This is a genomic window from Flavobacterium sp. RSSA_27, assembly GCF_051547125.1.
Taxonomy (GTDB): Bacteria; Bacteroidota; Bacteroidia; order Flavobacteriales; family Flavobacteriaceae; genus Flavobacterium.
The window spans coordinates 79,343-98,464 of the sequence record NZ_JBPTTN010000006.1; the positions used below are offsets into that span (position 1 = coordinate 79,343).

General features: G+C 34.4%; 14 protein-coding genes. 1 reads left to right on the forward strand and 13 read right to left on the reverse strand.

Annotated features, from left to right (window positions below):
* The first annotated feature begins 68 nt into the window (after positions 1-68).
* Entirely contained in the window at positions 69-839 is a 771-nt protein-coding gene (locus ACSVH5_RS09655; RefSeq protein WP_438061230.1) for a Bax inhibitor-1/YccA family protein, read from the forward strand.
* 37 nt (positions 840-876) lie between these two features.
* Here ACSVH5_RS09655 and ACSVH5_RS09660 read toward each other — a convergent pair whose 3' ends face one another.
* The 13 genes from ACSVH5_RS09660 to uvrC form a co-directional block, all read right to left on the reverse strand.
* Positions 877-1,392, reverse strand: coding sequence for a PAS domain-containing protein (locus tag ACSVH5_RS09660; RefSeq protein ID WP_438061231.1), 516 nt, complete (start codon positions 1,390-1,392; stop codon positions 877-879).
* Between the two features lie 92 nt (positions 1,393-1,484).
* A complete protein-coding gene (dinB, locus tag ACSVH5_RS09665) occupies positions 1,485-2,567 on the reverse strand; it encodes a DNA polymerase IV (RefSeq protein ID WP_438061232.1) in 1,083 nt (360 codons plus the stop codon).
* A 110-nt stretch (positions 2,568-2,677) separates the two neighbouring features.
* Positions 2,678-3,163, reverse strand: a complete 486-nt coding sequence (locus ACSVH5_RS09670) for a septal ring lytic transglycosylase RlpA family protein (protein ID WP_438061233.1) — start codon at positions 3,161-3,163, stop codon at positions 2,678-2,680.
* A gap of 62 nt (positions 3,164-3,225) precedes the next feature.
* Positions 3,226-3,648 carry a hypothetical protein gene (locus tag ACSVH5_RS09675; protein WP_438061234.1) on the reverse strand — a complete coding sequence of 141 codons (423 nt, stop codon included), beginning with the start codon at positions 3,646-3,648 and terminating at the stop codon, positions 3,226-3,228.
* 100 nt (positions 3,649-3,748) lie between these two features.
* Positions 3,749-7,051, reverse strand: coding sequence for a carboxypeptidase regulatory-like domain-containing protein (locus ACSVH5_RS09680; protein WP_438061235.1), 3,303 nt, complete (start codon positions 7,049-7,051; stop codon positions 3,749-3,751).
* A gap of 299 nt (positions 7,052-7,350) precedes the next feature.
* Positions 7,351-9,000, reverse strand: a complete 1,650-nt coding sequence (gene pgi, locus ACSVH5_RS09685) for a glucose-6-phosphate isomerase (protein WP_438061236.1) — start codon at positions 8,998-9,000, stop codon at positions 7,351-7,353.
* Between the two features lie 122 nt (positions 9,001-9,122).
* The gene (locus ACSVH5_RS09690) at positions 9,123-10,379 is read right to left on the reverse strand and encodes a peptidoglycan DD-metalloendopeptidase family protein (RefSeq protein WP_438061237.1); all 1,257 of its coding nucleotides are present in this window, start codon (positions 10,377-10,379) and stop codon (positions 9,123-9,125) included.
* 73 nt (positions 10,380-10,452) lie between these two features.
* Positions 10,453-11,388, reverse strand: a complete 936-nt coding sequence (locus tag ACSVH5_RS09695; RefSeq protein WP_438061238.1) for a tryptophan 2,3-dioxygenase family protein — start codon at positions 11,386-11,388, stop codon at positions 10,453-10,455.
* Positions 11,389-11,392: 4 nt separating this feature from the next.
* Positions 11,393-12,166: a DUF3108 domain-containing protein gene (locus tag ACSVH5_RS09700; RefSeq protein WP_438061239.1), complete on the reverse strand. Its 774-nt coding sequence runs from the start codon at positions 12,164-12,166 to the stop codon at positions 11,393-11,395.
* A 295-nt stretch (positions 12,167-12,461) separates the two neighbouring features.
* Positions 12,462-13,622, reverse strand: a complete 1,161-nt coding sequence (gene hppD / locus ACSVH5_RS09705) for a 4-hydroxyphenylpyruvate dioxygenase (RefSeq protein WP_438061240.1) — start codon at positions 13,620-13,622, stop codon at positions 12,462-12,464.
* A gap of 119 nt (positions 13,623-13,741) precedes the next feature.
* Complete coding sequence (locus ACSVH5_RS09710) at positions 13,742-14,905, reverse strand: homogentisate 1,2-dioxygenase (protein WP_438061241.1); 1,164 nt, start codon at positions 14,903-14,905, stop codon at positions 13,742-13,744.
* 156 nt (positions 14,906-15,061) lie between these two features.
* Entirely contained in the window at positions 15,062-17,263 is a 2,202-nt protein-coding gene (locus ACSVH5_RS09715) for a patatin-like phospholipase family protein (protein WP_438061242.1), read from the reverse strand.
* A gap of 21 nt (positions 17,264-17,284) precedes the next feature.
* Positions 17,285-19,075 carry an excinuclease ABC subunit UvrC gene (uvrC, locus tag ACSVH5_RS09720; RefSeq protein ID WP_438061243.1) on the reverse strand — a complete coding sequence of 597 codons (1,791 nt, stop codon included), beginning with the start codon at positions 19,073-19,075 and terminating at the stop codon, positions 17,285-17,287.
* Positions 19,076-19,122 lie beyond the last annotated feature (47 nt).

Sequence of the window (19,122 nt, forward strand, 5' to 3'; positions counted from 1 at the left end):
AAATAATCAGGACTATTTATATCTTTAACCATCATTAATTTTCATTCCATAACTATAAAACAACATTTATGGCCTTTAATAATTCTAATAATCCGTTTTTAAACAACAAAACCTTTAAAAACCAAGACAACTCAAACGAGGTACATCAAGCAACAATCATTGACTATGGTTCCGAAATGTCTTTGACTGGAACCATAAACAAGAGTCTCATACTGTTTTTGCTACTTACAGCTGCCGCCACCATAACTTGGTGGATGGCATTTAATGATATGAATCCAATTGTACCCGCTTTTGGTGGGGCAATCGTTGGATTAATTTTGGTACTACTCTCAGCTTTCAAACCACATTTATCTCCCTATTTAGCTCCAGGATATGCCGTTTTTGAAGGACTTTTTATTGGAGGTGTTTCTGCTATTTTTGAAGCTAAATACCCTGGAATTGTACTTCAAGCCGTAGGAGCCACATTCGTCACTTTTTTAGTTTGTTTAGGATTGTACAGGTATAAAATTGTGAAAGTAACCGAACAATTCAAATCAGTTGTTATAGCAGCAACTTTAGCAATTGCAACCTATTACTTAATTTCTTGGCTATTTTCAATGTTTACAAGTTTTACACCTGTACATCATGATAATTCACTTATGAGTATTGGAATTAGTGCTTTTGTAATTATCATTGCGGCTTTGAATTTGTTTTTAGACTTTGATAGAATAGAACAAGGCGTTCGTCAAAGAATGCCAAAATACATGGAATGGTACGGAGCCATGGGGTTGTTAATCACACTCGTATGGCTTTATATCGAATTCCTAAGACTGCTTTCAAAACTTTCAAGTAAAGATTAGTATAAAAAAACGCCTTTCATTCGAGAGGCGTTTTTCTTTAAATAGTTTTTTCAAATGCTATAAAATGCGTCACATCACCTTCCTTGTTAAAGATGGGATAGCTTTTGATCAAGCAATCATATGTTTTACCATTTTTTTTATAGTTGATTACTTTTGATTCAAAAGGCAATTTTTGATCGATTTTTTCTCGAATTTGACTTGAAATTACTTTATTTGTTTTTGCGCCATGAAACATTTTAGGGCTATTCCCAAGGACTTCATGTTCTGTATATCCATTCATTTTTGCTAAATTATTGGAAGCAAAAACAATTTGTAAATTAGAATCTGTTACAATAACAACTTCATCCAAAAGAGCATCTCTAAGAAGTTTAGGGTTCATTTGTAGGTTATTTTTGGGCAAGATTTCATTCAAACGATTAAAATCTTGGAATGATTTTTTGACACTTCCTAAAAATTCTTCGTGAAAACTCAAGGATAATACCGAGGTAGTTTTAAGAGCTAAAGTATTAAAATACTTGGCTTTAGCATTTTCATATTCAATGATATTCAACATCTTCAAGTAATTTAATTTATCAAATGTAACTGATTTTCAGAAGTTAATGACACAATTTTTATGATTTAACTGTTGTTGAACTCCAAATACCTCTAAAAATCGAATTGAAGTTGTACCGCAACCGTTTTCTTCTGTTCCGTATTTAAATTACTCAAAGCAATACCCAATAACCGTACTGAGTCTTTTAATCGCTCTTGAAAAAGTAATTCTTGGATTACATCAAAAATCAAACTCTTATCAGAAACAAAATAAGGCAAGGTTTTACTTCTTGTTTGTTGAGAAAAATCACTATACTTTATTTTTAAAGTGATTGTTTTTCCAGAAATGGAATGTTTTTGCAATCTCTTTTCTATTTGACCAGAAATAGACTCTAATTGTTCGAGCATAAAAATTTCAGAAGATAAATTCACATCAAAAGTATGTTCTGCGGCAACCGATTTGGTTGTTTTTTTGGCCTGAACAGGACTATTGTGAATACCTCTGACAACTTGAAAATAATATATTCCACTTTTACCAAAATGCTGCTCTAAAAACGCTATCGATTTGTTTTTTAAATCCAATCCGGTGAAAATCCCCAATTGAAACATTTTTTCTGTAGTTACCTTACCCACTCCATAAAATTTTTGAATAGGCAAATTTTCTAAAAAAGAAATGATTTCCTCTCCGCTTACTGTTTTTTGACCGTTTGGCTTGTTATAATCACTGGCGACTTTTGCAATAAATTTATTTACTGATATTCCAGCAGAGGCAGTCAGTCCAACTTCTACAAAAATACGTTCTCGAATTTCTTTGGCTAATAATGTGGCGCTAGGATTCCCTTTTTTATTATGAGTAACATCTAAATAAGCTTCATCCAAGGAAAGTGGTTCAACAATATCTGTATATTCATAAAATATTTTTTGAATTTGTTTTGAAATTTCTTTATAACGATCAAAACGAGGACGAACAAAAATCAAATCAGGGCAATATTTTTTAGCCAATACCCCACTCAAAGCACTTCGAACACCAAATTTTCTTGCTTCATAACTAGCCGCAGAAACTACACCTCTATTCTCGTTTCCTCCTACAGCAATAGGTTTACCTTTCAATGCAGGATTATCCATTTGCTCCACAGAAGCATAAAATGCATCCATATCGATGTGTATAATTTTACGTTGTGGAAGATTTGTGTCCATATTTCAAATGTATTGAATATCGATAAAAATAAAAAAGCCTAGAATTTAAATTTCTAGGCCAAATTATACATTCTATAACAATTCGCTGAAACACTAAGGTAATAGTTACTTTATTTTTTTACAATAGTCTCAATGGTAACTCGCATAGATCCAGCTCTTTTTGAACTTGCTATAGCCATAAATGCTTTTTTGGACAGGTCGATTTCTCTAGATTTTACAAAAGGCCCTCGATCATTTACTTCAACAATAACTGATTTTCCATTGGCCTCATTGGTTACTCTAATTTTTGTTCCAAAGGGTAGTTTTTTGTGAGCGGCGGTTAATTTATTCATGTCAAATTTTTGACCACTTGCCGTTCTTCTTCCATGAAATTTTTCAGCATAATAGGATGCATGACCATTGGTCTTATAGAGAAGGTATTTTACATTTGGATCAAAAAGAGTGTCTTTTATTACCTCAGAAGACAGGAAATCTGTTTTTTCTTTTTTTATAGTATCCTTAGAATTTGTTAGTTTTTCCTTCATTAATAAAGGCCTTTGACTATAGACAATTCCAATGATCACAAATAAAAAAAGTAAGGCTACTAATTTTTTCATATTCGTTTTTTAAATTAATACTTTTTTAAAACAGCCTGAAAATCAATTCAGAGGTTTTAAAATTATAGCCATAGAGACCAAGGCAATCTGCTCAAAATTAAAAGTAAACCTAAACCATAGAAAATGGCAAATGTTTTAAATTTAGCCAAAGAATCTGTAGTTTTTTTATGTTTTGACCAACCTATAGTAATCAAAACAATTGCAATTATATTGATTAATGGATGCTCTAGTGAAGTTAATCGTAATGCTTTGTCAGACATTTGTCCAAATGAAGCTAAGCCTAATGGAGAAACAAAATAAGTTAATAAACCTATAACCAATTGAAGATGTGTAAAGATTAAAGCAAACAAGGCTATTTTTCGATCTTTTGAGGTAAATTCTTTTTTGGAAGATAAACCAAGTAGTGCATTAACTACCGCTACTACTAAAATTAACAAAACTAAATAAGCCCAACCAGAGTGAAATTTTTGTATAAATTCGTACATATACTATCTTTTTTAGAATTTCAAATATATGAAAAAATGGGGTAAAAAAAAAACGGCATTACACCAAAAGTGAATGCCGTTTATGAAAACTTAATTATGTTTATTTACCAAAAATATATCTCAAAGTAAATTGAGCTTGCCAAACATCAAAAACGCTTGCATTTTTTTGATACGTATCTTTAATCAAAAATCTATTTTGAGCAGCATCTGTTTGAGTAGCTAATTGGTAAAATGGAACTCCAGCAGTAGTTGTTCTATAATTTAAAACATTAGGATTTGTAGCTCTCATTGAAACACCCCAATCTTTATTGATTAAGTTAGTGAAATTCAAAATATCTGCTCTAAATTGGAAATTATTATTTTTTCCAGCAATTTTAATGAAGAAATCTTGTGTTACAGACAAGTCAACTCTATGTAACATTGGTAAGACACTAGCATTACGTTCTGCATACATACCTCTTCTTGTTCTCAAATACTTATCTTGCTTAATATAATTCTCAAAAGCTTGTTGCTGTTGTGCTTCAGTATATACCGTAGTCACACCATTACTTACTACCGTTAAAGGTTGAAATCTAATTAAATTAGCGTTAGTTGGAACATATAACAGATCATTAAAATTTACACGATCTCCATTCATATCCCCTCCATAAGAGTATGTAAATGTACCTGCTTGCTCACCTATATATCCTAAATTGAATGATGTAGAACCTCCAAATTTATCTCCATAAGTAATTTTATAACCTAATATACCAACGATTCGATTTGGAGTATTAGTGTTTGCAGCAGAAAGTGCTAAATCATTATTACCATTTACAGATCTTGCTCCTGTCCATGAACCTGCAGCAATAGAACCCGCAGACATTAAATCATAAGCCCCTGAGTGTGTGTAAGCAATAGACCCCCATAATCCATTTTGATAAGGATACTCTAACTTAAAGGTAGTAGAGTAAAAATATCCTTCATCTGTATTCTCTAATACAACTGCACTTGAAACATTGTCATTAATCCTAACTCCTGCGTCAGTATTAGCATATCTTGGACGATTATCTGGCCCTGTAAAAGTGCCTACTGGTTTATCTAAGTTGGCATTGTAATAATTAACGGCATTGATGTTTTTACTAAAAATTCCTTCCACAGTTCCTATAAAACCAAAAGGTAATTTTTGATCTATTGCGATATTAGATTTCCAAGTTTGTGGAAACTTGAAATTTCTTTTGGTCAAAGCCAATTCGATTGTTGAAGGAAGTGTAGCAACTGCTGGGGTAAAATATTGTTGAGGGTTTGGAGTAAATCCATAACCGCCTGCAGCCAAAGCAGGTCCACTGGCATCTATGAATCCTGTTAACACTCCATTATTTCCAATTGCATTTGACAAAAATACTGCTGGTGGTCTACCTGTAAAAATACCTGTACCCCCACGAACTTGAGTCGTAGCGTCATTATTCAAATCTAGGTTGAAACCAAATCTTGGTTCAATTAAAATTTGCGTTTTAGGCATATCTCCTGTATTGAATTTTTCACCATTTGCAAAAGTCAATGTATTTACCAATGGATTCTCGAGAGCGGTGTTTTCAAAAGAAATAGCTGTAGCCCTAACACCAAATGTCAATCGTAAGTTTTCATATGGTTTAATTTCATCTTGTGCATATACATCATATTTATTGTATTTCAACACTTGTAAAGGATCTTCTCCACCTGGTAGTGCAGAATAACGATATTGGAATCGGTTTGGCAACAAAGTTGAAGGTGCATTCCCATTGGCTGCTGATTGTGTTGCTGCAGCTTTGAAATCAGCAATAGAATTAAAAATATAAACTCCATTAGAACCTGGAAAGAAAGAGTTATTTGAAACAAAACGCTCAAAATTAACCCCAAAAACTACGGTATGTTTCCCTAAATTACCAGTAATATTATTTGTAAGGTGAGCGGTAGAATAATCTAATAAGTTGCCATTTGTGAAGGGATCAAGTCCTAAAGAAATCAAAGTAGGTGCTGTAGCCGATCCATCTCTAATATCAATAGTTGGAAACAATCCTCCACCTTGCAAACCTCTATCTTCATTCTGTAGGTCATAACCCACCAATAAATTATTGCTCCATTTATTAGACAATTTACTATTTAATTCTAAAACAATAGAACGGGTATTGTCATTTTGCAAATAACCACTGTTTTGGTAAGACATTGCATTTACTTGATTTGTTCTATTTCCTAAACCTAAGGAGTTTGAATTCGACATCAATATATCAGATGAGGAATCGTTTTGAACATATCGAGCTGTAAGTTTATGATTGTCATTAATATTCCAGTCTAAACGAGCAAGAAATTTAGTAGATTGACTTAGAGCATCAAAGTTTTCCCAAGGCCCTGTCTGGTAGTTGAATGTACTTGCCATGAAATTAGACAAATCTTCCATTTGAGCATAAGTCGGTTTAGAAATTTGTGCGCTTCCATTTGGAGAACCTGTTGCTGTCCATGTAGTAGCTGGAGAAGTTCTGTCTACAGTTTCAAAGTTGGCAAAAAAGAACAATTTATCTTTAATAATTGGCGCACCTAATCTAGCTCCCCAAATTTTTTCGTCAAATTTTCCAGGAACAATCTTTACATCACCTGCGTCACGTCCTAAGAATGTTTTATTCTCATTTCTAAAAGCTGTATATACAGATCCTTCAACTTCGTTTGTACCACTGCGAGTTACAGCATTAATTCCTGAACCAGTAAATCCAGACTGACGAACATCGTAAGGGGCAATATTAATTTGTAATTGATCAATAGCGTCTAAGGAAATAGCTGTAGAACCAGTTCTTCCTCCTGCTTGAGCATCATTACCTAATCCAAAACCGTTGTTAAAAACAGATCCGTCAATAGTAAAGTTGTTGTAACGAGAGTCCTGCCCTCCAAAAGAGCCATTACTTCCAGCATTTGGGTTGTATTTCGTAACTGAATTTATTGAACGAGACCCTAATACAGGTACCGCATTTAATTGACGGTTCGAAAATTGTTGCGAAGCACCCGTTTTCCCTTTTGAGAAAACACCATTTGAAGTGGTTTTAGTAATCACTACTTCTTTTAATGCATTTACTTCTTCAGAAAGCACAACATTTACCGTTACTGCATTTCCTAAAGGAGCATTAATCTCTGTGATTTCAGAGGTTTTAAAACCTAAATAAGATACTTTTACAGTATATGGACCACCTGGTCTCACCGAATTGATAGAGTAGCCACCTGCTCCATCCGTTTCACCAAAATATTTGGTCCCTGTTGGAGTATGTATTGCTTGAACAGTAACTCCTGGCAACCTTTCCCCTAAATCACTCTTTACGAAACCAGTTATTGATGAACTAGTAACTTGAGAATATCCAACTAAGGATAGGAAAAAAATAAAAATAAATGTAAGTTTTTTCATTTTTTGTTTACTTTATTAAGTTTTGGCAAAATTCCAACTTTTAAGACAATTTTATGTTAATATTATGTTAATTAGACACGATTGCACCCTCACTTACACATATTTAAGATTTTATCGTGTGCAATGTTAAAAAAATAAACAATTACTATGAATGCATACTTATTTTAGGATAATGTTCTTTCTTCAACATTTATACTATCATTTGTGATAAATAATAAATTGTTAGTTTATCCTAAAATATCAAAAAAAAACCTCGAATAGAGAAGTATTCGAGGTTTTTTTTAAGACTTACTACAAATTTATTTTTTCTTATTTTTAAGAAAATATTGCAATAAGAAGGAAGTCGAACTATCATGATTTTTAACAGATTCCGTTTCAATTTCTTCTAAAATAGAATTCGCTAATTGTTTACCTAATTCAACACCCCATTGATCAAAACTAAAAATATTCCATAGTACTCCTTGAACAAAAATTTTGTGCTCATACATTGCAATCAATGAGCCAAGAGATTTAGGAGTAAGTTTTTGAATTAAAATGGTATTGGTTGGTTTATTTCCAGTAAATACTTTAAAAGGCAATAGATACGCAGCTTTTTCTGGAGCAAGTCCTTGCTTGTCAAATTCTGCTTGTACCTGAGCTGCAGTTTTGCCATGCAACAAGGCCTCAGTTTGGGCAAAGAAATTTGACATCAATTTATCATGATGATTCCAATCACCGTACAATGGCTCTACAAAACCAATAAAATCGGTTGGAATCAATTTTGTGCCTTGGTGTATTAACTGAAAAAAGGCATGTTGTGCATTGGTACCAGGCTCTCCCCAAATTATGGTACCCGTTTGGTAATTAACCGTTTTACCATCACGACCTATACTTTTACCGTTACTTTCCATCGTTCCTTGTTGTAAATAAGGCGCTAATTTTTGTAAATATTGTGTATATGGAATCAAGGCTTCGCTTTCTGCACCAAAGAAATTATTATACCAAACACTCAACAAACCTAAAACAACTGGAATGTTATTTTCAAAACTAGTGGTTTTAAAATGTTCGTCCATTTCATTTGCTCCACTTAACATGGCTTCATAATTGTTGTAACCAACAGCTAGACTAATCGACAAGCCCACAGCACTCCATAATGAAAATCGTCCTCCAACCCAATCCCACATAGGAAAAACATTTTCTGGATTGATACCAAATTCGGTAACTTTTTGCATATTGGTAGAAACCGCCACAAAATGTTTAGCAACATCTTCTTGTGTAGCCGATTGTAAAAACCACTTTCTAATGGTTTCAGAATTCGTCAAAGTTTCTTGTGTAGTAAAGGTTTTAGAAGCTATTACAAATAATGTTGTCTCTGGATTTAATTTTTTAATGATCTCATTCGCATGATCTCCATCCACATTAGATACGAAATGAACATTCAAATGGTTTTTATAAAATTGTAAGGCTTCAACTGCCATCACAGGTCCTAAATCCGAACCTCCAATGCCAATATTTACAACATCTGTAAATGCTTTACCTGTGTATCCTTTACGGATTCCTGAAACCACCTCGTTCGTAAACGTTTTTATTTTGGCTTTTACTTCATAAACTTCAGGGATAATATTTACTCCTTCAACATTTATAACCGCATCTGCTTTGGCTCTAAGTGCTGTATGCAAAACGGCACGATTTTCGGTTTGATTGATTAACGCTCCCTCAAAATAATCCGAAATAGCCGATTGTAAACCACATTCATTAGCCAATTCAACTAATAGCTGAATTGTCTCTTTATCTATGTTGTTTTTGGAATAATCTACTAAAAAGTCGTTCCAATTAATATTGAATTGTTCTGCTCTATTGCCGTCTTTTAGAAACAACTCTTGCATCGTAACTGATTGCAAAGCAGCAAAATGTTTTTGTAATTTTTCCCAAGCTTTAGTTTGCGTTGGATTGATTGTATGTAAAGCCATATACTTAAATTTAATGCATTTTTAATAGCTACAAAATTAAGCAATTAACTTTAAATTGTTGGTTATCCTAAGTTTAAACAAACAAGAATCTACGAAAACGTTATAATATAAAATGAAGGTGTTTATAGATTGGCAATACTGTCCAATTCATACTTTAAAGGTTTCATTTGCTTGAAAAAACGATCTTTGGTAGCTCCTGTCAAAGGTTCTCCATTAGGTAACTTCAAACGCAAGGGGTCGACTTGCACCCCATTTTTCCAAAAGCGGTAGCACACGTGTGGTCCTGTTGCTAGTCCTGTACTTCCCACAAGTCCAATAGGCTGACCTTGAGTTACGCGTTGTCCTCTTCTTACTAGAATTCTTGACATGTGCAAATATTGTGTGGAATAGGTCCCGTTATGTTTCACTTTTACAAAATTACCATTCCCAGCGGTATAACCGGTTTGTTCAACGACTCCCGAAGCAGTAGTTGTAATAGGCGTTCCGTGTGGTGCTGCATAATCCGTACCTTTGTGGGCTTTCCAAGTCAATTGAACAGGATGGAAACGACTAGCAGAAAAACGTGAAGACAAACGGCTGAACTTAATGGGTGTTTTCAAAAAGAAATTTTTCAGTCCTTTTCCTTCCTCATCATAATATTCGATTCTGTTGGATGAAGGATTGGCAACAAACGGAAAAGCATAGATAATTTTCCCTTTGTATTCAAAGAAAGAAGCTTCCAAACTATCTACTCCATCATAAATAGAGTCGTTTATGAAGCGTTCTGTAAAAGTAATCGCAAAACGATCGCCTCTTTTTAATTTAAAAAAGTCAATGGACCAAGCATAAATTTTTGCAATTCTGCTTGCCAATCCGGCTTCAACTTTGGCACTTTCGAGCGTTTCAGAAAGCGATCCTTTTAAAACACCACCAATGGTTCGTCTTTTAATTGTAATAGGTTTCGTTTTTTTGTAGGCTTTAGTTATGGTATCTCTAAAGTCCACCACATAATAATGGAGTGCATCCGGTTGATACACGAAATACAACAGTTCATTTTTCTTATTTTTCGAGCGCAAAAGAGTATAGGGCTTGTTGTTTCTAATCGATCGTACATCAAAAGAATCTTTAATTTGTTCTACCAAATCAAATATTTTCTTGTCTCCAATATTTTGTTGTTGAATGATACTTCCAAAGGTATCTCCTTTTTGTAGTGTATCATGAATAACATTATAATCTGCAAAAGTAAATCCGAAATCATTCTTTTTGGAAACGGGTTTTAATTTCACCTCATCCCACACTTGTTCTTTATTCGTACACGAAAAAAAAACGAAACAACATAATAAAAGGATTCCAAAACGTTTCAATAGAATAGGTTTTAATTGAATTAATTGTAATTCCATAAAATATAGTGATTTCAACACTACTTTTGCTTTTTTGTATCAATCATTTTTGCAACTAAATGCTTATTTCCACTTATACATTTACTCCCCAATTGGCCAACTCTTCTTCACTCCATAATTCAGGAAAAAAGATACGTCTTTGGTATTTTGGATGCATGTATTTTTTCCAATCGCTTCCGCCGGTAGCCTCTCCATCTCCTAAACCACTTGACTCAATATATTTTTTAGCTGTATTTAAATGTTGCATTACCCAAGTAACATTTACCGTATAATCATACTCTCTCATAGCCTTGATTAAAGCAGGATCTTGCTGAGCCTCACTAGGCAATTGTTTGAATTTTTGCCAAAGATTAATCGTGTTGTACTCTTTCATTTGAGCAATAAAAGAAGTTTTATATTTTCGTTCGAACTCTTGTAACAAATATGATTTTTCACCCGTTTTATGATCTTTTCCAGCAGCTTGCCAATATAAATGTTCGAAAGCATGTTCAAAAGGTGTATTTCGGTCAATGGTAGCACGAAATCTTGCATCAATTAAATTAATTAAATCGGTTGATGCGAATTCAATCATTCGGTATTGAGCACTTTGAAAACCACTAGCAGGAGTTAAGGTATTTCTAAACTTCATATATTGTGCTACTTCCATTCCATCTCCCATGATATCAAATGAGGTAGTAAGCATCGTAAAATAACGACTTATACGCATTAATCTATCCGTGAAAAAATCGGTTTGTATGTTTTCACAGTATGAAATTTGCTGCATTTCCCAAAGAATCATTTTGAATAACAATTCATTGACTTGGTGATACATAATAAACACCAATTCATCGGGTAAAGTGGTACGTTGCGTTTGCAGATTCAACAATGCATCTGTTTGAATGTAGTCCCAATAAGTTATGGGTTTAGACCAAAGTAAACCCTCCAAATGAGTATCGGTTTTTTGATGAATAGCTTTGAACTTTTGATCGATATCTTCTAACAAGGAAGCGGTGTTTTCTGTAATAATCATGCTTTTAATTTGCTTTTATCTTAAATGGGGATTTTAACCCTTTGTAGGCGTCTAGATCAGCTTTTATAGAGCCAACCGCCAAATCAGCCTTAATTCGCAGGGGAATTTTGTTTTGATCATTGGAAATCCAAACCGTCAAACTTTCTTTCTCTTTGAAAACACGACCAGATTGGACAAAAGGCCTAAAAATCATTGCTGAAATCACGCCAAATTTAGTTGTAATATCTTCACGACCTAAGAATTTTAACTTAAACTTAGTGGTTTCGTTATCAAAAAACATGTCTATAGCTACCGATTCCCCAACTTTTAGCTTATCGATATTGGGATAATTTCTAAGATAGTAAAAGGTAGAAACGATATCTTGAGTTCCTTTGGGAAAAGAGAACGATTTCTCTTTATTGTGCTTGTAATCTTTTACTAAGACTTGATTCGTGGTTTGATTAAAAAAGCCTTCTTGGTTTTTAGTATACCCTCCTTCATCTATTTTTCGAACAAATTGATAGGGAAATCCCGTTGTTTTATCAAAATAACTTTCGTATAAATCATCTACTTTAAAAAAGAAACGCGACATTCCTACAGTATATCCTTTACCAATTACATGGTAAACCGATTTTTGGTTGATCACAGCATCTTTGACTTCTAAAGTTGCAAAACCAGCATTTACAAACCCGTAATGTATTCTGAATTTAAACCATTCCCCCGAATCGAATGCCGAAGGATGCTGAGAATTGAAGCTTACTATAACAACCAGCAATAAGAGGAGCAGTAGTTTTCTCATTTAGGTACATTTTGAGCTCTTAAGGCATTTCAAAGTTAAAAAACATCAAATGTATTAAAACAAAAAAACCCAGTCAAATTAATGACTGAGTTTTTATGCTATTAACTAACCAAAAAACTATAAATTATGAAATTTATAATACCCATGAAAGGAAACCACCCCTTTCATTTGCGAGTACAAAGATAAAACACAAATTCATTTTTTAGGTACAAAAAAATTGAGTTTAACACAACATTTGCAAAAAATTAGCTTTTGGTTTGGTTATTTTTTTTGATTTCGTAAAAAAATCTTAATTTTATAACGTACCTCGCAATTGTTGCTCTCTTTCAATAGATTCGAATAAAGCTTTAAAATTACCTGCACCAAATCCTTTGGCTCCCATTCGTTGAATAATCTCAAAAAACAAGGTAGGACGATCTTCCACTGGCTTGGTAAAGATTTGCAATAAATATCCATCTTCATCGGCATCCACCATAATGGCTAACTTTTCGATTACGGCCAAATCCTCTTTCATCATACTCATGTGCTCGCCCAAACGTTCTGGAATGGCTTGGTAATAGGCATGAGGTGGCGCTGACAAAAACTCTACACCACGAGCTCTCAGCTCCGTTACTGTAGTAATAATATCATCGGTAGCAATGGCAATGTGCTGCACACCTGCTCCTTCATAAAAATCTAAATATTCTTCAATTTGAGAACGCTTGTTTCCTTTGGCGGGTTCGTTGATTGGGAATTTAATTCGTCCGTTACCATTACTCATTACTTTACTCATCAAAGCAGAATACTCGGTATGGATTTGTTTGTCATCAAAGGAAAGGAAATTCACAAATCCCATCACATCTTCGTACCATTTTACCCAAACATTCATTTGGTTCCAACCCACATTTCCTACCATGTGGTCGATGTATTTTAACCCTACAGATGTTGGATTGTAGTCCGATTTCCACTCTACAAAACCTGGAAGAAAAGCACCAGTATAGTTTTTACGCTCTACAAACATATGCACAGTTTCTCCGTAAGTATAAATTCCAGCGCGAACTACTTCTCCAAATTCGTCTTTTTCTACGGTAGGTTCCATATATACTTTTGCACCACGTTTAGTAGTTTCTTCAAAAGATTTACGAGCATCTTCTACCCATAGTGCGACAACTTTTACGCCATCGCCGTGTTTTTTTACGTGTTCCCCAATTAGGGATTCACTGTTAAGAGCAGTAGTCAACACCAAACGGATTTTGTCTTGTTTTAACACATAAGAAACTTTGTCTCTTGAGCCTGTTTCTAAACCGCAATACGCGTGCGATTGAAATCCGAAAGCGGTTTTATAAAAATGAGCCGCTTGTTTGGCGTTACCCACATAAAATTCTACGTAGTCGGTTCCCATTAATGGAAGGAAATCTTGTGCTCCTTCAAATATTTTTTCTAGTCCGTATTCTACTGATTGTACTTCTTTTGCCATAATTAAGCCCCCTAACCCCGCCACGGCGGGGAATTCCTATTAGGGGTAAATAGGATTTATAGTTAAATTGATTTAAAAATTTTAATTTGGAATAATTAATACCATCCTCCCTTTGGGGACTAAGGTGCTTCTACCCAAGATTTGTAGTACTGTCCGTCATCAAGCCCCATCGCTTCTTCGGTAACCATTAAAGGACGAAACGTATCGACCATTACGGCTAATTCTTGTGTGATAGTTTGACCAATGCTTCGTTCCATAGCTCCTGGTGCTGGCCCATGAGGAATTCCTTTTGGATGCAAAGTGATGTGACCTTGTTCGATATTATTACGGCTCATAAAATCACCATCTACATAATACAATACCTCATCACTATCGATGTTGCTGTGATTATAAGGTGCAGGAATAGCTTTTGGATGGTAATCATACAAACGAGGCACGAAAGAACACACTACAAAAGTAGCCGTCTCGAAGGTTTGGTGTACTGGTGGTGGTTGGTGCACGCGACCAGTTATGGGCTCGAAGTTGTGGATGCTAAAGCCATAAGGAAAGTTATAGCCATCCCAACCAATAACATCAAAAGGATGCGTAGCATAGACCACTTCGTGCATCATCCCTTCTTTTTTGATTTTGATTAAGAAATCTCCTTTTTCGTCGTGCGTTTCTAACGCTGTTGGCAATTTGAAATCGCGTTCACAAAAAGGAGCGTGTTCTAAATGCTGTCCTGATTCGTTTTTGTATCGTTTTGGTGTATAAAAAGGCGCGAAAGATTCTACATAAAACAAGCGATTTTCTGTAGTATCAAAATCGATTTGATAAATCATTCCACGAGGAATGATGAGATAATCTCCATATTCAAAAGGAATATTACCCATCATCGTTCTTAGCGTTCCGCTTCCTTTGTGGATGAAAATCATTTCATCGGCATCGGCATTTTTATAAAAATAGGAACGTAAAGATGCAGTTGGGGCGGCTAAACCAATGGTACAATCTTTATTGACCAACATAGGTTTACGGCTTTCTAAGAAATCATTTTCAGGTTGTAATTCAAACCCTTTCAGCAATAATGATTTGATGTTTTTGCCGATAGCAATTTTGGGTTCTACCGAATACGAATTTAGTATTTCTTTGACTTGGGTGGGTCGGTGTACATGATACAATAGTGACGAATGACCATGAAAACCCTCTGTACCGAATAATTGTTCGTAATAAAAACCACCATTTGGTTTTTCAAAGGTAACATGACGTTTTTGAGGGAAATCCCCTAATTTATGATATATTGGCATTTTAAAAAAAATTTAGATTGTAACTAATTGAATTCCTTAAAAAAAACGAAACTCATTCTGGATTTCTTTTAATAAGAAATTGCAGATAATCCAATAAACCTTGCCATTTTGTTTTCATGAAAGCAAATATCGTATTTTTTTTTATATAATTTGCGATTAAAACATATATCCTATACTAAACCAAACAAATCCTTTTGGGAGTTCTGGAGACCAAGAATACTTTACTTCTACGGGTCCTATAATGGAATCTAAGCCATATCCAATGGCATAACCAGAATACTTTGGAAACGACACCCAATCGAGGGTGCTAAAAATCCTACTGCCCATATTAGCAAAATTGGCCATAAAATTTAGATGACTTCTTTTGTAGAATTCGAAATCAAGTATTCCGGTGGTTTTGATATAGCTATCACCTCCTATACTTAAAAAATCATAGCCTAAAAACGGTTTAAAATTATTGATTGGATTGAAGCCATATCCTCCAAGTAAAAAATTTAAAAAGGGAACACTCTCTTCTCCAATGGCCGTTCCTGCATCGGTTTCAAATTTAAAAACTAAATTTGGGATAAGTTTCACTGCCACTGAAAAATCAGCCTTCAAGATTGTGAAAGGTTGAAATGTATTGGAATAATTTGAGGAATTAAAATAAGTATGAATGTCACCCGAAAAAGACCATCCTTTAGTTGGGAAATATTTACTATCCAACGCATCAAATTTTAGATAGGCAAAAACACTAAAATAATTACTATCGTCTATGCTTTTGAAATTTTTAGCTAGTGTTAATGGTTGTATTGTCAAATGCTTGTGTTCAATTCCTGCGCCTATTAAGTATTTTTGAACAAAAACAGATTGAAAATAGGCTTGATTGCTCCAATCTTGAAAATCCACATTTAGTAATAACAAATCATCTTGGGGATCCCCATTTTGAATACTACTGCTTATATTTCTGTCAAATTGTTGTAAAATTGATTTGAAACCGAAGCTAATATTGTAACCATTATCTACATAATAATTTAAATTGTAACGAAAATTATCACCAATAATCATATCCAGTGACGTGTTGTCATTTTTAAGGAACAGCTTTTTTTTGGTGATATTGGCCAACACGGCACTTTTGTACAAACCATCATAATGCAATCCAAATTTTAGTTGGGTTTTGGTCTCGCTCTCTTTTAGATTCAAAATCAATGTCTCACCATTTCCATTGGGCTCCAAAGAATAATTGATTCCATAAAAATTTTCAGTACCGTTGATGATGTTGATCCCACTTTGCAACTTATCATAGGTTAGCACTGTTCCTGGTTTGAATCGGAGTTTTCCTTTTACATAAGTACTGTTGAAATTTTTTAATTCATTTACTTGAATGTCCTTGATGAAAATGCTATCGGTGATGATCTTCATTTTTGGTTTTTGGTAAGGTTGGTTATTGCCTGTTAGGGCTTTCAATTGTTCATAAACCGCAAACGAAGCTTCTTCCCCTTTTACAATAATATCTTTTCCCTTGTCAAAAGAAATCACCGAAAAGTCTTTGATTTCTGGCTGAATATATACTGTCGTTTTACGGACATTGTCTTTCATCTTTTCGATCATATTAAAATTGGTAATTTGTACCAATATTTTTGTAGCATCTTTTAGTGCAGTGCGATCTTTTAACCCATCCTGAACATCAACTCCAATAATAACATCTGCTCCCATATCAAGGACTTCTTGAATGGGATAATTATTAACAACCCCTCCGTCTATTAGTACTTTTCCATCTATTTCAACTGGTGAAAACAAAGAAGGAAAGGCTGCACTAGCCAAAATACATTGGGCTAAATTACCCTTATTCAGTAGCACTTGTTCTCCTTTTTCAATATCTGTGGCAATGCATAAAAATGGGATTGGCAATTGATTAAAATCCTTAATGTTTTTTACATTTCGGGTCAAGCGGGTCAATAAATTAAAATTATACATTCCTTTCGAAAGGGCTTGAGGTATGCCTATTTTGAAATTATTAAAAGGAAGGGTAACGGCATACAATTCGTCATTTCGTTTTTCATAAAAATTCTTAGACCCTCTTGGTATATAATCATTGATTAATTTATCAAAGTCAACGGCATGAAAAATAGAGTCAATTTGTGCCGCATTATAACCACAGGCATACAAACCACCAATGACTGCACCCATACTTGTTCCTCCGATATAATCAATTTTGATGCCTGCCTCCTCAATAACTTTTAATGCTCCAATGTGTGCAAAACCTTTGGCTCCGCCACCACTTAAAACAAGCCCAATCTTAGGTTTCTTTTCTTGAGGTTGCGACCAAAGCACAGCACTACACAAAAACAAAAAAGACATCAAAGTAAATCTACTCATATACAATAATTTAGGGCAGTACTATTTCTTGTAAAAATCGGAAATTTTTTTGGCTTTTGACACTCCAACCACCTCAGAAATTTCTTTTTCTGTAGCCAATTGTATTCTTTTAACACTTTTAAAATGTGCAATAAGTGTAATCATCGTTTTTTCGCCTATACCTGGAATGCTTTCAATCGAAGAATTTAAAGCGGCTTTGCTTCGTTTATCACGATGATGTGTGATTCCGAATCGGTGGGCTTCGTTTCGCAATTGCTGAATCACCTTTAGTGTTTCCGATTTTTTATCCAAGTATAAAGGAATGGAATCTCCCGGAAAAAAGAGCTCTTCCAATCGTTTAGCAATGCCAATGATGGTGATTTTTCCTCTCAATCCTAGCTCATCAATACTTTTTAAAGCTGCAGATAATTGTCCTTTTCCTCCATCAATAATTATCAATTGTGGTAAAGGTTCGTTTTCTTCCAATAATCGTTTGTATCGTCGGTACACCACCTCAGTCATCGAAGCAAAATCATCGGGTCCTTCGACGGTTTTGATAGTAAAATGACGGTAATCTTTCTTGCTGGGTTTCCCGTCTTTAAAAACCACACAAGCCGACACAGGATTCGTTCCTTGAATATTTGAATTATCAAAACATTCGATATGTCTTGGTTCTACAGGCAATCGCAAGTCTTTTTGCATTTGCGCCATAATGCGATTGGTGTGACGGTCTGGGTCGACAATCTGCAATTGTTTGAGTTGTTCTATGCGGTAAAACTTAGCGTTTCGAATAGACAAATCTAATATTTGTTTTTTGTCACCCAATTGAGGTACTGTAATTTTAATATTTTCACCTAAATCTATGGCGAAAGGAACAATCACTTCTCTGGACAATAAATGAAAGCGTTCTCTCAATTCTACAATGGCTAATTCTAACAATTCTTCATCCGTTTCTTCTAACTTCTTCTTGATTTCCATCGTATGCGAACGAATAATCGAACCGTGAGAAATTTGCAAGAAATTGACAAAAGCCGCACTTTCATCCGAAACAATCGAAAACACATCAACATTCGTAATTTTCGGATTGACAATCGTAGAACGGGATTGGTAATTTTCTAGAACCTCAATTTTTTCTTTTATTTTCTGTGCTTCTTCAAATCGCATTTCGCTGGCCAAATCGACCATCATTCGTTTAAAGTCTTTTAAACTTTCTTTGAAATTCCCTTTTAGGATTTCACGTATGGCATCCACTTGTTTTTGATACTGTTCCAAGCTTTCGTGACCTTCGCAAGGGCCTTTGCAATTGCCAATATGGTATTCTAAACACACTTTAAATTTTCCACTATTGATATTGTTTTGGCTCAAATCAAAATTACAAGTGCGGAGTGGATACAACTCTTTGATTAATTCTAAAATCGTATTTACGGTCTTGAAACTCGTGTAAGGACCAAAATATTCGGAACCATCTTTAATCATTCTTCGAGTAGAAAAAATACGTGAAAAAGGTTCTTTTTTGATGCACAACCAAGGGTAACTTTTGTCATCGCGAAGCAAGACATTATAACGAGGCTGAAGAGTTTTGATTAAGTTATTTTCTAACAACAACGCATCGGATTCTGTGGGAACTACAATGTGTTTGATGGTCACAATTTTTTTGACCAATACATTGGTTTTAGCCGTATCGTGAATTTTATTAAAATAAGAGGATACCCTTTTTTTTAAGTTTTTGGCTTTGCCTACATATAAAATTTTACCTTCCTTATCATAATATTGATACACTCCTGGATTATCAGGAAGGGTTTGTATTTGAAGGGCTATCGAGGGTTGCGTCATTGTAGTTTTAGAAAATTCGCCATCGCTTGTTATTCTGAACAAATTTA

Coding starts and splice junctions, on each gene's coding strand:
- ACSVH5_RS09715 (WP_438061242.1), bottom strand. CDS start 17,263: ATGAGTAGATTTACTTTGATGTCTTTTTTGTTTTTGTGTAGTGCTGTG.
- ACSVH5_RS09655 (WP_438061230.1), top strand. CDS start 69: ATGGCCTTTAATAATTCTAATAATCCGTTTTTAAACAACAAAACCTTT.
- uvrC (WP_438061243.1), bottom strand. CDS start 19,075: ATGACGCAACCCTCGATAGCCCTTCAAATACAAACCCTTCCTGATAAT.
- dinB (WP_438061232.1), bottom strand. CDS start 2,567: ATGGACACAAATCTTCCACAACGTAAAATTATACACATCGATATGGAT.
- ACSVH5_RS09700 (WP_438061239.1), bottom strand. CDS start 12,166: ATGAGAAAACTACTGCTCCTCTTATTGCTGGTTGTTATAGTAAGCTTC.
- ACSVH5_RS09710 (WP_438061241.1), bottom strand. CDS start 14,905: ATGCCAATATATCATAAATTAGGGGATTTCCCTCAAAAACGTCATGTT.
- ACSVH5_RS09675 (WP_438061234.1), bottom strand. CDS start 3,648: ATGTACGAATTTATACAAAAATTTCACTCTGGTTGGGCTTATTTAGTT.
- ACSVH5_RS09660 (WP_438061231.1), bottom strand. CDS start 1,392: ATGTTGAATATCATTGAATATGAAAATGCTAAAGCCAAGTATTTTAAT.
- hppD (WP_438061240.1), bottom strand. CDS start 13,622: ATGGCAAAAGAAGTACAATCAGTAGAATACGGACTAGAAAAAATATTT.
- ACSVH5_RS09695 (WP_438061238.1), bottom strand. CDS start 11,388: ATGATTATTACAGAAAACACCGCTTCCTTGTTAGAAGATATCGATCAA.
- ACSVH5_RS09670 (WP_438061233.1), bottom strand. CDS start 3,163: ATGAAAAAATTAGTAGCCTTACTTTTTTTATTTGTGATCATTGGAATT.
- ACSVH5_RS09680 (WP_438061235.1), bottom strand. CDS start 7,051: ATGAAAAAACTTACATTTATTTTTATTTTTTTCCTATCCTTAGTTGGA.
- ACSVH5_RS09690 (WP_438061237.1), bottom strand. CDS start 10,379: ATGGAATTACAATTAATTCAATTAAAACCTATTCTATTGAAACGTTTT.
- pgi (WP_438061236.1), bottom strand. CDS start 9,000: ATGGCTTTACATACAATCAATCCAACGCAAACTAAAGCTTGGGAAAAA.